General features: G+C 54.0%; 16 protein-coding genes. 7 read left to right on the top strand and 9 right to left on the bottom strand.

Annotated elements, in window-relative coordinates; genetic code table 11:
• The gene (gene alr / locus KIF87_RS16690) at positions 1-1,080 is read left to right on the top strand and encodes an alanine racemase (RefSeq protein ID WP_213329674.1); all 1,080 of its coding nucleotides are present in this window, start codon (positions 1-3) and stop codon (positions 1,078-1,080) included.
• Positions 1,081-1,131: 51 nt separating this feature from the next.
• Here the strand turns inward: alr and KIF87_RS16685 are convergent, their stop codons facing one another.
• Complete coding sequence (locus KIF87_RS16685) at positions 1,132-2,262, bottom strand: ENY2 family protein (RefSeq protein WP_213329671.1); 1,131 nt, start codon at positions 2,260-2,262, stop codon at positions 1,132-1,134.
• A gap of 317 nt (positions 2,263-2,579) precedes the next feature.
• Between KIF87_RS16685 and KIF87_RS16680 the strand changes: the two genes are divergently transcribed.
• Positions 2,580-3,173 (top strand): response regulator transcription factor, encoded by a 594-nt coding sequence (locus KIF87_RS16680; RefSeq protein WP_249665945.1) that lies wholly within the window; start codon positions 2,580-2,582, stop codon positions 3,171-3,173.
• Positions 3,174-3,257: 84 nt separating this feature from the next.
• On the opposite strand, the gene KIF87_RS16675 is transcribed toward KIF87_RS16680, so the two are convergent.
• From KIF87_RS16675 to KIF87_RS16650, 6 genes are all read right to left on the bottom strand, one after another.
• On the bottom strand, positions 3,258-3,548 hold the full coding sequence (locus tag KIF87_RS16675) for a hypothetical protein (protein WP_213329665.1): 291 nt from the start codon (positions 3,546-3,548) through the stop codon (positions 3,258-3,260).
• Entirely contained in the window at positions 3,549-3,956 is a 408-nt protein-coding gene (locus KIF87_RS16670; RefSeq protein ID WP_023334172.1) for a hypothetical protein, read from the bottom strand.
• A gap of 65 nt (positions 3,957-4,021) precedes the next feature.
• On the bottom strand, positions 4,022-4,504 hold the full coding sequence (locus tag KIF87_RS16665; RefSeq protein ID WP_213329662.1) for a ribonuclease domain-containing protein: 483 nt from the start codon (positions 4,502-4,504) through the stop codon (positions 4,022-4,024).
• 18 nt (positions 4,505-4,522) lie between these two features.
• On the bottom strand, positions 4,523-4,972 hold the full coding sequence (locus tag KIF87_RS16660) for a lysozyme (protein WP_213329659.1): 450 nt from the start codon (positions 4,970-4,972) through the stop codon (positions 4,523-4,525).
• Complete coding sequence (locus tag KIF87_RS16655; RefSeq protein ID WP_213329656.1) at positions 4,972-5,574, bottom strand: DUF2589 domain-containing protein; 603 nt, start codon at positions 5,572-5,574, stop codon at positions 4,972-4,974. The genes KIF87_RS16660 and KIF87_RS16655 overlap by 1 nt, the downstream gene beginning before the upstream one ends.
• Before the next feature lie 75 nt (positions 5,575-5,649).
• Complete coding sequence (locus tag KIF87_RS16650) at positions 5,650-6,207, bottom strand: DUF2589 domain-containing protein (RefSeq protein WP_023334176.1); 558 nt, start codon at positions 6,205-6,207, stop codon at positions 5,650-5,652.
• A 206-nt stretch (positions 6,208-6,413) separates the two neighbouring features.
• On the opposite strand from KIF87_RS16650, the gene tyrB reads away from it, so the two are divergent.
• The 4 genes from tyrB to KIF87_RS16630 all read left to right on the top strand — a co-directional run bounded on the left by tyrB (position 6,414) and on the right by KIF87_RS16630 (position 9,423).
• Positions 6,414-7,607, top strand: a complete 1,194-nt coding sequence (tyrB, locus tag KIF87_RS16645; protein WP_213329654.1) for an aromatic amino acid transaminase — start codon at positions 6,414-6,416, stop codon at positions 7,605-7,607.
• A 216-nt stretch (positions 7,608-7,823) separates the two neighbouring features.
• Positions 7,824-8,537, top strand: coding sequence for an acid phosphatase AphA (aphA, locus tag KIF87_RS16640; protein WP_059347291.1), 714 nt, complete (start codon positions 7,824-7,826; stop codon positions 8,535-8,537).
• 113 nt (positions 8,538-8,650) lie between these two features.
• Positions 8,651-9,067, top strand: a complete 417-nt coding sequence (locus KIF87_RS16635; RefSeq protein WP_213329650.1) for a secondary thiamine-phosphate synthase enzyme YjbQ — start codon at positions 8,651-8,653, stop codon at positions 9,065-9,067.
• 2 nt (positions 9,068-9,069) lie between these two features.
• Positions 9,070-9,423 carry an MmcQ/YjbR family DNA-binding protein gene (locus KIF87_RS16630; protein WP_023310053.1) on the top strand — a complete coding sequence of 118 codons (354 nt, stop codon included), beginning with the start codon at positions 9,070-9,072 and terminating at the stop codon, positions 9,421-9,423.
• A 3-nt stretch (positions 9,424-9,426) separates the two neighbouring features.
• Here the strand turns inward: KIF87_RS16630 and uvrA are convergent, their stop codons facing one another.
• Positions 9,427-12,249, bottom strand: a complete 2,823-nt coding sequence (gene uvrA / locus KIF87_RS16625) for an excinuclease ABC subunit UvrA (RefSeq protein WP_108418088.1) — start codon at positions 12,247-12,249, stop codon at positions 9,427-9,429.
• 251 nt (positions 12,250-12,500) lie between these two features.
• Between uvrA and ssb1 the strand changes: the two genes are divergently transcribed.
• On the top strand, positions 12,501-13,031 hold the full coding sequence (gene ssb1, locus KIF87_RS16620) for a single-stranded DNA-binding protein SSB1 (protein WP_023310055.1): 531 nt from the start codon (positions 12,501-12,503) through the stop codon (positions 13,029-13,031).
• A 62-nt stretch (positions 13,032-13,093) separates the two neighbouring features.
• Here the strand turns inward: ssb1 and KIF87_RS16615 are convergent, their stop codons facing one another.
• Positions 13,094-13,375, bottom strand: a complete 282-nt coding sequence (locus KIF87_RS16615) for a YjcB family protein (RefSeq protein ID WP_193941017.1) — start codon at positions 13,373-13,375, stop codon at positions 13,094-13,096.
• Between the last annotated feature and the right edge of the window lie 460 nt (positions 13,376-13,835).

The raw sequence follows: 13,835 nt of genomic DNA, 5'->3' as shown, positions 1-13,835 counted from the left end.
ATGCAAGCGGCAACTGTTGTTATTAACCGCCGCGCTCTGCGACACAACCTGCAACGTCTGCGTGAACTGGCACCCGCCAGCAAGCTCGTTGCAGTCGTGAAAGCGAACGCTTACGGACACGGTCTTCTGGAGACCGCGCGAACGCTCCCCGATGCCGATGCCTTTGGCGTCGCCCGTCTTGAAGAAGCCCTCCGCCTGCGCGCGGGCGGCATTACTCAACCCATTTTGCTCCTCGAAGGCTTTTTCGAAGCCACAGATTTGCCGACCATCGCTGACCAGCATCTTCACACGGCAGTGCATAACGAAGAACAGCTCGCCGCACTCGAAACCGCCGAGCTGAGCGAGCCGGTGACCGTATGGATGAAGCTCGACACGGGCATGCACCGTCTGGGCGTGCGTCCGGAGAGCGCGGAAGCGTTTTATCAGCGTTTATGCCGGTGCAAAAACGTGCGCCAGCCGGTGAATATCGTTAGCCACTTCGCCCGCGCCGATGAGCCCGAGTGCGGTGCGACCGAGCGGCAGCTGGATATCTTTAATACCTTCTGCGAAGGCAAGCCGGGGATGCGCTCGATTGCGGCATCCGGCGGTATTCTGCTGTGGCCGCAGTCGCATTTCGACTGGGCGCGACCGGGCATCATTCTCTACGGCGTGTCGCCGCTGGAGAACAAACCCTGGGGGCCGGACTTTGGCTTCCTGCCGGTCATGTCGCTGGTCTCTAACCTGATTGCCGTGCGTGACCATAAAGCGGGTGAGCCGGTGGGCTACGGCGGTACCTGGTCCAGCGAGCGTGACACCCGTCTTGGCGTGGTGGCGATGGGCTATGGTGACGGATATCCGCGTGCCGCACCGTCGGGTACGCCGGTTCTGGTCAACGGTCGCGAGGTGAAGATTGTTGGCCGCGTGGCGATGGACATGATTTGTGTCGATCTGGGGCCTGAAGCCCAGGATAAGCCAGGCGACGATGTCGTGATGTGGGGTGAGGGCCTGCCCGTTGAACGCATTGCTGAAATCACGAAAGTAAGTGCTTACGAACTTATCACGCGCCTGACTTCAAGGGTAGCGATGAAGTACATTGATTGAGACTCGCATAGAGTAGTCCAACGGCATAAGCTGCCGTTGGACGCGTAACGCTTATTTCAACACGTTATAGATCGCCTGATTAGTCAAATAATCCGACGCTAGCCCTGACTCCGGACTGAAGCGGGAACCCTGGATGGACGAGAACCGTTTTCCAGTGCTGCCCAGCGAGACATAGCGTTCCCCTCCATCGTTTTCCGAAATGGTGTACACCGTTTTCTGCATCTCGGCGAATAGCGGAGCGTTACGCTGAATGGTCTGATGCAATTCCAGCAGCTGCACCCCATCCAGATTGAGCTTTTTATCCAGCGTGACGCCCCATCTTTGCAGGCAGACTTCGGCGAAATGGCGCACTATTGTGCCGGGTTCATGGACTACTTTTTCCCCGCTATTCCCATTGGCCGAAGCATTCCCCACCAGCGTAGCGTGGCGGCCAGACATGGGGTAAATATGTACTTTTGTTGCGCTATCGGTCTGTGGAATGACGCACGAGAAACCTTTTGACCGCTCATGTCTGGCGTAGAAAGCCACATACTCCTTAACGTTGCTACCCAGAGTGACTTTTTCCGTCTGGAAATTACCCATGCCCGGGACCGGATCGACCGCAAAAATATTCACCGGGATCGTCGTTAAAAGGGGATCGGCCAGCATTGCATTGGCAAGCATATGGCAGCTAATTCCTCCCCGGCTCCACCCAACAAGATTCACCTGAGTGGGCAGGATCTGCCCCTGACGGAAGGTTTTGATGATTTGCTGCTGCAGCGCCTGCTGGGTCACTTTACGATCGCCATAGTCATATTTACGCCACCAAAAAGAACCGGTAACCTCAACGTCCTGAATCGGCACGCCCGCCTTTTTGAGCTGCTCGTAGTTTTCTTTTGTGAGCTTCTCACGCTGCCAGTCAACGTGGCCTTTGATAATATTGATCGCGTGCTGAACATTCTCATTCCAGCCGCTGCCCAGAAGCTGGGCGCGAAGCTGAGAATATTCTCCGCTTTTGACCCAAAGCTCATCGCTTTGTAGATTGCCGCTTCCCGGGCCATCAAGAATGACCCATTCGGCGAACTCTTTACCCTTGTTATTGGCAGCCAGAGAAGAGATGAGTTCGCCGTTCCAGTAATTAGCATGAGACTCATCAAATTTATTAGATCCAGTACCACAGAAATACACTGTTAGTATTGTCATAAATGACCTCATTGAAATATTAATATGTAGGTGGATGACACGCGTGCAGTTAAATAATACGTGTCAGCAATATTTCGGGGAATATGCTATTGAGCCCAGGCTATTTTTGATAACGATAAGATCGTTCTTAATTAAACATAGCTATGTTTAATGTGTAGTACTGCTTAACTTTTTGCTTAGGGTATATGACATTCGCCTTATGCCGAATGCTGTTTTTACAGTTTTGCAATAGCACGCATACTTAATTTCGGAATAAGTAGGTTGAATAATCTAAGAAAATAGATTTCACACGGGGTTATGCTACGATGAATATATTAATGATCGATGAATTACCGATCTTCATTCACGGTATGAAAACAGAGCTGGAACGCGTAATGCCGGAATGCACTGTTTTTGCAGCGAACAATTTTGAGGATGCACACGCAATTTTAACCGCTATACCGGTCAGCATTATTTTGCTGGATGGTGAAATGAAGTGCCGTGATTTTATCACTAGTTTGATGACAAACTGGCCTGAGCTACCGATCGTGGTAATGTTACGAAAAGCGACGGATAAGATATTCAACTTCTACATCCGCCAAAGCATTAAGGGTATTTTTACCAAGGATCTACCCGCCGAAAAAATCAGCCAGATACTTAGCATGGTCTCCTCGGGGGTGGTCTGCTTTCCGGAACAAGCAGTGGTCCAGCGAGAACAACCCACTGGCGGTTTGCCGATCCACTCCCTGAGTCGTCGGCAGAAGGAGGTTCTCAAGCTGCTGGCTAATGGAGGAACAAATAAGCAGATCAGCAGGCAATTGAATATCAGTGCAGGTACGGTCAAAGTGCATCTGGAATCCATCTTTCACCGATTACAGGTCAACAATCGGACTCAGGCCGCAATGCTCTATTTTAAATATATGGCTAATTAGGCAATTTTCAGCAAAACGAAGGGCTGCAGTCAAAACGCGTTAAGAGAAAAGCGCAACAGCAGACTTCTGTTGCGCTTTGTTTTTTTAACGGTACTGAGATTTAAAATAATATATCACCACTACCAGCGTTCCGAAGTCCTGCAATAGCCAGAACGGAAAGCTGTCACTCAGTATATCAGCGCCGGTAAGAATAAATTTCATGTTTAAGCTGCTCTCACCAAAAAAACCAAAGGCAAGGGCGGCTAAGCCGATTTTACACATTACCGGCAGGGCATGGACTCGTCGACTATAGGCGGCAAACAAAATCAGCAGCGATGTAACCAGGTCGACGAAGATAATAAAGGGGAGCACCCAGCCATTCATCATGTTAAGCATTTATTCTCCATCGGGTTTGTTGTGGGTTAAATCAGGCGGAGAAAGTGACTCATGTCTGACTTTACTTTTGATGACGCTTGCAACATCAAAAATATCGCGCTGTTCATGCCGGCGGAAAAAGTTTGCCAGCCAGACGATCAGGCCATTACTCATTGCACCGAGGATATACCCTAAACCAAGCGTGATATCGGCCTGATTGAGGTCTATCTTTAACCAGCGGGCTGATAATCCACCTAATGCGACGGCCGCGCCCATGCTGATTCCGCCAAAAATAATGCCTGCCATAAATCGGCTGTGCTGGTGCAATCGCTGCGGTTGCCAGAAAAACGAGATACTGACGCCGCCAAATAAACCTGAAAAAGCCAGCAAGGCTTCACTGATGAGAGTCGGGAGATAGATGTCAGACATACGTTCATCCTCTGCAAGGATAAATCCCCCTGGAAAAGGGGATTTATTATCGTAACGGGCGCTTATTATTGGCAGGGATCCAGCTCAACAATATGCTGGTACTTATCGGTTGTAATAAAACGCTGTTGCCCTGACAGGCTGTAAATCAAGCGCTTAGGAGAACGATATCCTTTCACGACATCGACATCCGCGCTAAGCCAGGGCTGACTGGCAGGAAGATCGCTACGGCTGTACTTATCGCCACCGATCCATTTTTGATGGGTGAGTTTCACCCCCCAAAGCGATTCGCTTTCACTACCCGACCAGCCGAGGCGTTTGGCTTCCTCGGAGGTGATATAGCGGTCGGGCAGACGCCCAAAATTTTTTATATTACGAAGCGTTGTCGCCAGATCGGTCACGTTATTGACGGGCGGCATACCCTGAGAAGATAAAAAGGCGTTGGCTTCCTTTATTTCATCTTCGCAGGTTGGCGTGGCGGCGGTTGCCTGTAAAACGGTAAATAATGAAACAGACAGCATCGCTATTTTGACTATGGATAGTGGTTTCATTGTGTTTTTCCTGTTGAGTTAACTGAGAAATAGCTTCATTTCTGCTTCGCGGCGTCGGGTTAGACCGGTCAAAACCTTACCGCCTGCTTTATTCCAGCTTTTGAACTGCAGTGCGGCGCCCTGGATATCGCCTGCGTTGAATTTTTTGAGCAGCGTTGATTTCTTTAAATTGCCCACGCCAAGGTTGAAGGCGAATGAAACCAGCGCGTCGAATTGGTTCTGTGTCGAAGCGCTGCTCAGCAGTTTTTTCACGCCCTCCTCGGTGCGTTTCAGATCTTTGCGCAGCAGATCTTTGGCTTCACCGGTGGTAATTTTGGTGAACTTTTCCATCTCCTCTTTGAGGATCAAATGGCCGTAGCCGATGGTCCACAAACCTACGGCATCGCGATAACGCTCCAGCTTCAGCCCTTCGAACTGGCAAATAAGCTGAATGCCCTTATCACCTGTACGTTCTGGTTGTTTTTGCATTACGAAGTCTCCTCTGCTTTCGGGCGGGGAATCACCTTGTTGGTGTATTCGTCAATCAAACGCATGACGCTCTCCGGCGGCTCAAGCGCGGTAAATTGCATCTCCACATCGACGTGGCGGCTATCACGCCCGCCTTTGTTATCGCTGGAAGGCGAAAGGCTGACGTGAAAGCGGCCAAATTCGTTTTCACCGGATTGGCGGGAAGGTGCCTGCATGCCTTCCGTGCGGATCGTCAGGTTGACCTTCATCTTTTCCAGCATCAGCCCGCGCGGTGTCGAAAGTGCGACTAAGGGCAGGTCAAAGTAGTGCTTTTCGTCCAGTGCCAGCTGTACCGTGCGCGGAATCAACGAACCGTCTTCTGCGGGCTCGAAAAAAGGATCCAGCGCCTTCATATACTGCTGAGCAATCAGTTCGTTGGCCGCAGTGGCCGCGTACTGCATCCCTCGCGTAATATCTTCAAGCGAGATCGGTACGCCGGGAATATCGGCTGGAGGCGCTGGAGGCGTGTTTTCCTGTACCGGCGGCGTGCCTTCATCCCCTTTGTCCGCCCTGTTTTCCGGCGCTTCATCCTTGCCGCCGCGCAGCCATTTTTTAAAAGACATATTTCGCTCCTGAAAAAAGGGCTACCCGGGTAGCCCCTGCGTTACGGAATCGCACGTATGTCGCGGCGTGGGAGATTATTGCGCGGCGACAGGCTTGGTTTTGGCGTTGGTCAGGTAATCAATTACGCGCTGCAGAGCTTCAGGTGGCTCCTGGCGTTTAATCTGGGTATGGATGGAGTATTTAGCGCGTGTATCGGTCGAACGGGTCTGCTCCGATTTATGTGAGACCTTGCCGGTCATTTTCGCTTTGAATACGCCCCAGCCGACGGACGCTTCCACGGAGGCTTCCGCTTCGGTGCTGCTGGAGCTGGCTTCGCTCTGGCTCACTTCCAGCTCAAAGTCGATGGTGCCGTCCTCGATGCAGATGATGGGGTGGGTGACAGCCGCCAGGAGCGGAATGCTCATCTTACGGGTCACGCTGCCTTTATTGACCCCCTGTTCGTCAACCACGGTTTCGTCGTAGTCGAATTCGATCGCGACAGCTTTGCCGTCTTTAATACAGACGGAGAGCAGGAAGTCGGTATAGGCCTTGCTCGCCTGGACCTGTGCTTTGATCATCGCCTGCAGCGGACCGCCGATCATATGCTCCAGCGGCAGGGCGTTAATAACTGAACCAATAAATTGTGAATCCATGATGTGAACTCCTTGAATCAGTGAATGCGCGGTTGCGCAGGAGCCACATTACGGAAAGCGAGAAGGGGAAAATATTGGGTAAATGGCATGGCGAGAGGACGCAAAAAACCTATGCCGATCGCAGGATAATCTTAAGGGGTGGTGTTGTGTGATATTCCGGTTTATTGTTGAAATCCCTGCCTCATCGAATTCCGGAGACTCATCGCGTGTTTCAGAAAGTTGACGCCTATGCCGGCGACCCTATCCTCTCCTTAATGGAGCGTTTCAAAGAAGATCCTCGCAGCGACAAAGTGAACCTGAGCATCGGTTTGTATTACAACCACGAGGGTTTTATTCCTCAGCTGCAGGCCGTAGCCGAAGCTGAAGCGCGTCTGAACGCTGTTCCACACGGCGCGTCGCTCTATCTGCCGATGGAAGGGTTAAATGCCTATCGCAGCACCATTGCGCCGCTGCTGTTTGGTGCCGATCACGCGGTGCTCGCGCAAAAACGCGTGGCGACCATCCAGACGCTGGGCGGCTCGGGTGCGCTGAAAGTGGGTGCAGACTTCCTGAAAAAATACTTCCCGGATTCAGGCGTGTGGGTGAGTGACCCGACGTGGGAAAACCACGTTGCGATCTTCGAGGGCGCAGGCTTCAAAGTGGCGACCTATCCGTGGTTTGACAGCGAAACTAATGGCGTGCGCGTTGAAGCGCTGCTGGAAAAACTGAACACCCTGCCGGAGCGCAGTATTGTACTGCTGCATCCATGCTGCCATAACCCGACCGGTGCGGATCTCACCAATGCCCAGTGGGATGCGGTGATTGAAGTTCTGAAGGCCCGCAACCTGATCCCGTTCCTCGACATTGCCTACCAGGGCTTTGGCGCGGGCATGGAAGAAGATGCATACGCCATTCGCGCCGTTGCCAGCGCCGGGCTGCCAGCGCTGGTCAGCAACTCCTTCTCTAAAATCTTCTCCCTGTACGGTGAACGCGTTGGCGGTCTTTCCGTGGTGTGTGAAGACGCCGAAGCGGCAGGTCGCGTGCTCGGCCAGCTTAAGGCGACGGTGCGCCGCATTTACTCCAGCCCGCCGAACTTTGGTGCGCAGGTGGTGGCGACGGTGCTCGGTGACGAAAATCTGAAAGCGTCCTGGCTTGCGGAAGTGGAAGCCATGCGCCAGCGCATTCAGACGATGCGTCAGGAGCTGGTTAACGTCCTGAAAGAGGCCGTGCCGGGACATAATTTCGACTATCTGCTCAAGCAGCGCGGGATGTTCAGCTATACCGGACTGAGTGCGGCACAGGTCGATCGCCTGCGCGAAGAGTTCGGCGTCTACCTGATCGCCAGCGGCCGTATGTGCGTGGCGGGTCTGAATGCCAGCAACGTTCATCGCGTGGCGCAGGCGTTTGCTGCTGTGATGTAAGTACTTACCAACCGCCCTCTCCCCGTGGGAGAGGGCCGGGGTGAGGGCATCAGGCCGCACAAAAAGGTTGCCCGGCCTTTTGTGATCGTCTTCTTTTTATTCAGCTTCATAAGCAAAAACTCCTTTCCTTCACCTCCCGCTGGGGTTATGGTCGGATAGTTTTTTGACCATCCGCTCAAATTAAAACGATAACAAACTGAATATTCAGGGGAAAATATGCGCAAGATCACACTGGCGCTCAGCGCCGCCTGCTTATTGTTCTCGCTTAATAGCGCCGTCGTCGCTCGAGCTTCTGCCCCGACGCCGCTTTATACCGGCACCACCGCCGCCATTCTTGCCGAGCAGGCGCCCATTCACTGGGTTTCCGTGGCCCAAATCGAAAATAGCCTGATGGGCCGTGCGCCAATGGCCGTAGGTTTTGACATTGACGATACCGTGCTGTTCTCAAGCCCCGGCTTCTGGCGCGGTAAGAAAACGTATTCACCAGACAGCGAAGCGTATCTGAAGAACCCGGAATTCTGGGAAAAAATGAATAACGGCTGGGACGAATTCAGCATCCCGAAAGAGGTTGCCCGTGCGCTTATTGCCATGCACGTGAAGCGCGGTGACAGCATTTATTTTGTGACCGGCCGCAGCCAGACCAAAACGGAAACCGTCTCTAAAACGCTGCAGGATGATTTCCAGATCCCGGCGACTAGCATGAATCCGGTAATTTTTGCCGGTGACAAAGAAGGGCAAAACACCAAAACCCAGTGGCTGGAAAAGAAAAATATCAAAGTATTCTACGGCGATTCAGATAACGACATCACCGCCGCGCATGACGTGGGTGCCAGAGGGATCAGGGTGTTACGTGCCTCTAACTCCACGTATCGACCGCTGCCGATGGCCGGAAAGTTTGGCGAAGAGGTGATCGTCAATTCGGAGTATTAAGTACCCGGCAGCGGGTTTGACTCTTTTTTAATCAAATCTCGCTGCTGCGGGTTTTACCTTTCGTCTTCTTGCTGCACACTTAGAAAGATTCATCTTTCATCACGGAGCAGCACATGTGGTACCAACAGACCCTGACCTTAAGCGCAAAACCACGCGGATTTCACCTGGTGACGGATGAAGTCATCGGGCAACTCCGCGACCTGTCGCGCGTCAGAACGGGTTTGCTGCATCTGCTGCTTCAGCACACGTCCGCCTCTCTCACGCTTAATGAAAATTGCGATCCCACCGTCCGGTCCGACATGGAGCACCATTTTCTGAAGAGCGTCCCGGACAACGCGCCTTATGAGCATGACTATGAGGGGGCGGACGACATGCCTTCGCATATTAAATCCTCTTTGCTGGGCGTATCGTTGATGCTGCCGATTCACAACGGGCGGCTGATGTTGGGAACGTGGCAGGGGATCTGGCTGGGAGAGCATCGCATTCACGGTGGTTCGCGTAAAATTATCGCCACGCTACAAGGGGAATAAAGATGACAATTTCGGAGATACTTCAGTACTGCATGAGCAAGCCCGGCGCGGAGCAGAGCGTCCACAGCGACTGGAAAGCCACGCAGATTAAGGTGGGAGATGTGCTGTTTGCGATGGTGAAAGAGGTGGAAGGCCGCCCGGCGGCGTCGCTGAAAACCAGCCCTGAACTGGCGGATTTGCTACGCCAGCAGCATGATGACGTGAGGCCGAGCAAGCACCTCAATAAGGCGCACTGGAGCACCGTCTATCTGGACGGATCGATTCCTGGCTCGCAGATTTACTACCTGGTGGACGCGTCCTATCAGCAGGCGGTTGAGCTGCTGCCGGAAACCACCCGACAGCAACTCTCCGTGTGACAGTTACAGCAACGGTTTAAGGAAGCGCGCGGTGTGCGAGGCTTCGCACTCTGCAACGGTCTCTGGCGTACCGGAGACGAGAATTTCACCGCCGCCGCTGCCGCCTTCCGGGCCGAGATCGACAATCCAGTCCGCGGTTTTAATCACGTCCAGGTTATGTTCGATGACCACGATAGTGTTGCCCTGGTCTCTGAGCTGATGCAGAACCTCGAGCAGCTGCTGGATGTCGGCAAAGTGCAGGCCGGTGGTCGGCTCGTCCAGAATATAGAGCGTTTGACCGGTGCCGCGTTTTGACAGCTCACGCGCCAGCTTCACGCGCTGCGCTTCACCGCCGGACAGCGTGGTGGCGGACTGTCCCAGACGAATATAGGTCAGGCCCACGTCCATCAGCGTCTGAAGCTTACGCGCCAGCGCAGGGACGGCGTCAAAGAACTCGCGCGCCTCTTCGATGGTCATATCCAGCACTTCGTGGATGGTCTTGCCTTTGTACTTAATCTCCAGCGTTTCACGGTTATAGCGCTTGCCTTTGCACTGGTCGCACGGCACGTAGATATCCGGCAGGAAGTGCATCTCAACCTTGATCACACCGTCGCCCTGGCACGCTTCGCAGCGGCCGCCGCGCACGTTAAAGCTGAAACGTCCTGGCGTATAGCCGCGTGAACGTGATTCCGGCACGCCCGCGAAGAGTTCACGTACTGGCGTGAAGACGCCGGTATAGGTCGCCGGGTTAGAGCGCGGGGTACGGCCAATCGGACTCTGGTCAATGTCGATAACCTTATCGAAATGCTCCAGCCCCTGAATGTCGCGGTACGGAGCAGGCTCGGCCAGCGTCGCGCCGTTCAGCGCCGTCTGCGCAATCGGGAACAGCGTATCGTTGATCAGCGTCGATTTACCGGAACCGGATACGCCGGTGATGCAGGTAAACAGGCCAACCGGCAGCGTCAGGGTGACGTCTTTCAGGTTGTTGCCGCGCGCGCCGGTCAGCTTCAGCACTTTTTCCGGATCTGCCGCTACGCGCTGTTTCGGCACTTCAATCTTGCGCTTGCCGCTCATGAACTGGCCGGTCAGCGACTCGGGCACCGCCATGATGTCCTTCAGCGTGCCTTCCGCGACCACCTGACCGCCGTGTACGCCAGCGCCTGGGCCAATGTCGATGACGTGGTCAGCCGCGCGGATCGCATCTTCGTCGTGCTCGACCACGATCACCGTGTTGCCGAGGTTGCGCAGGTGAACCAGCGTCCCGAGCAGACGCTCGTTGTCGCGCTGGTGCAGGCCAATGGACGGCTCATCAAGCACGTACATCACGCCGACTAAGCCCGCGCCAATCTGGCTGGCCAGACGGATACGCTGGGCCTCACCGCCGGAGAGCGTTTCCGCCGAGCGGGAAAGCGTCAGGTAGTTCAGGCCGACGTTCACCAGGAACTTCAGGCGATCGCCGATCTCTTTCAGCACTTTTTCGGCAATTTTTGCGCGCTGGCCGGAGAGCTTCAGGTTGTTGAAGAAGTCCATCGCGTGGCCGATGCTCATGTCTGAGATGGTTGGCAGCGCGGTGTTTTCCACAAACACGTGGCGCGCTTCGCGACGCAGACGCGTGCCCTCACAGGTGGCGCAGGAGCGGTTGCTGATGAACTTCGCCAGCTCCTCGCGCACCGCGCTGGATTCGGTCTCTTTGTAGCGGCGCTCCATGTTGTGCAGCACCCCTTCGAACGGGTGACGACGCACGGAGGTATCGCCGCGATCGTTCATGTACTTGAACTCGATGTTCTCTTTGCCGGAACCGAACAGGATCACTTTGTGCACGTTCGGGCTCAGGCTCGCCCACGGCGCTTCGACGTCGAACTTGTAGTGCTCCGCCAGCGATTTCAGCATCTGGAAGTAGTAGAAGTTACGTTTGTCCCAGCCGCGAATGGCGCCGCCCGCCAGCGACAGCTCCGGGTTCTGGATCACGCGGTCCGGGTCGAAATACTGCTGTACGCCCAGGCCGTCACACGTCGGGCACGCGCCCGCCGGGTTGTTGAACGAGAACAGGCGCGGTTCCAGCTCGCGCATGCTGTAGCCGCAAATCGGGCAGGCAAAGTTGGCGGAGAAGAGCAGCTCTTCCGCTTTTGGGTCATCCATGTCGGAGACCACGGCCGTGCCACCAGAGAGTTCCAGCGCCGTTTCAAAGGATTCCGCCAGACGCGTGGCGAGATCGTCACGCACCTTGAAGCGGTCAATCACCACTTCGATGGTGTGCTTCTTCTGCAGCTCCAGCTTTGGCGGATCGGACAGGTCACACACCTCGCCGTCGATACGGGCGCGGATATAGCCCTGGCTTGCCAGGTTCTCCAGCGTTTTGGTGTGTTCGCCTTTTCGCTCTTTGATGATCGGCGCCAGCAGCATCAGGCGTTTGCCTTCCGGCTGCGACAGCACGTTATCCACCATCTGGCTTACGGTCTGGGCCGCCAGCGGAACGTCGTGGTCCGGGCAGCGCGGCTCGCCCACGCGGGCATACAGCAGACGCAGGTAGTCATGAATTTCGGTAATGGTACCGACCGTTGAGCGCGGGTTATGCGAGGTGGACTTCTGCTCAATAGAGATAGCAGGGGACAACCCTTCAATATGGTCGACATCCGGTTTTTCCATCAGCGACAGGAACTGACGCGCGTACGCAGAGAGTGATTCAACGTAACGACGCTGTCCTTCGGCATACAAAGTGTCGAAAGCCAGTGAGGATTTGCCAGACCCCGAAAGCCCGGTCACGACAATGAGTTTGTCGCGAGGGATTATGAGGTTGATATTCTTGAGATTGTGGGTGCGGGCGCCCCGAACTTCGATCTTATCCATTCACCTTTCCCGGTTGGAACACGGATTGCCTGATTTGTTTGAAGGACAAACGGCTGTCAGAAACGGCTAATTATGACACAATTTGACCTGTTTGAATATACAGTATTGGAATGCATTTTCTGATTGGCTGTGTAACAATGTTGTGTTCGCGCGCGAACTCTGGAAGATGCTACGCAACTATCAAAGTGGCGTCTGGAAATGGTACACTCGCGCGTTTACACTATTAAGAAACGTATTCAGGAGACACGAACATGGCCAGCAGAGGCGTAAACAAGGTGATTCTCGTCGGTAATCTGGGCCAGGACCCGGAAGTACGCTACATGCCGAGTGGTGGCGCAGTTGCCAACATTACGCTGGCTACTTCCGAATCCTGGCGTGATAAAGCGACCGGTGAGATGAAAGAGCAGACCGAATGGCACCGCGTAGTGCTGTTTGGCAAACTGGCCGAAGTGGCCGGTGAGTATCTGCGTAAAGGTTCTCAGGTCTATATCGAAGGCCAGCTGCGTACCCGCAAATGGACCGATCAGTCCGGTGCTGAGAAGTACACCACTGAAGTTGTGGTTAACGTGGGCGGCACCATGCAGATGCTGGGTGGCCGTCAGGGCGGTGGTGCACCGGCAGGTGGCGGCCAGAGCCAGCAGCAGGGCGGTTGGGGTCAGCCTCAGCAGCCGCAGGGCGGCAACCAGTTCAGCGGTGGCGCACAGTCACGTCCGCAGCAGCAGTCTGCTCCGGCGCCGTCTAACGAACCACCAATGGATTTCGACGACGACATTCCGTTCTGATTTCCGAGTGCTTAAAACAAAAAACCCAGACCATGGTCTGGGTTTTTTTATTCCGTAAGGGATCAGGTAATCACCATCGGCCAGTCTGGTGGCGTGTGGCTCATCGCCTCAACCATCACCACTTTAATATTTTCCCAGACGGCGGCAATATCCAGCAGGGTGATGCCAAGCAGACCCGTTGCAAACCAGCAGGCTGCACCCAGCCCCAGCAGTGTGCTGATGACAGCAAGAGCCGCATAGTCAGATTTACGAAACTGAATGTTCAGCGTGCTGGCTAAAAACATCAGTACCGCACTCAACAAAGGCCAGCGCAGGAGAACCATGCTGGTAGTAATGGTTGCCATAAACCCCATCCTCTACAAAACAGACGAACTGAATGAAACGGTGTTTCTCGTTACAAAATATGTGTGAACTATATCACGTTTGTTGATTTATTCGCCAGCCTCTATGCGATCAAAAAAGAGGATTTTATTCCTCGGAAAAGGTGATTGTGCAGGCTGGTTCTGCCTTCGGCGCATGAGGGGATGGACCCACAACGCGCCGGAAAAGCCCATCGGGCAGGTGGGAATACCGCAAATTCGGTTTTTATAAGAGGGGCGTTATTCTCAGCCGAAGCTGAAAATAATGTGCGAAGTCTGATTATTTATAAATCAACGAGCACAATACCCCAGAGCAAATAGCATAAAACGTCATGATGAAGTTGTACTTTTTTCATGCTGTCAGACGTTTAGCTTAATCAGCGATCGTCTGTTGTGTTATCTTCCCGCCTGCCCCGGCGGGCTGGATAATTATTTTCCTTAATTG

The organism is Enterobacter sp. 120016 (genome assembly GCF_018383635.1).
Lineage (GTDB): Bacteria > Pseudomonadota > Gammaproteobacteria > Enterobacterales > Enterobacteriaceae > Enterobacter > Enterobacter asburiae_D.
Note: the sequence above shows the minus strand (reverse complement) of the source record. Positions and strands in the feature narration are given on the sequence as shown.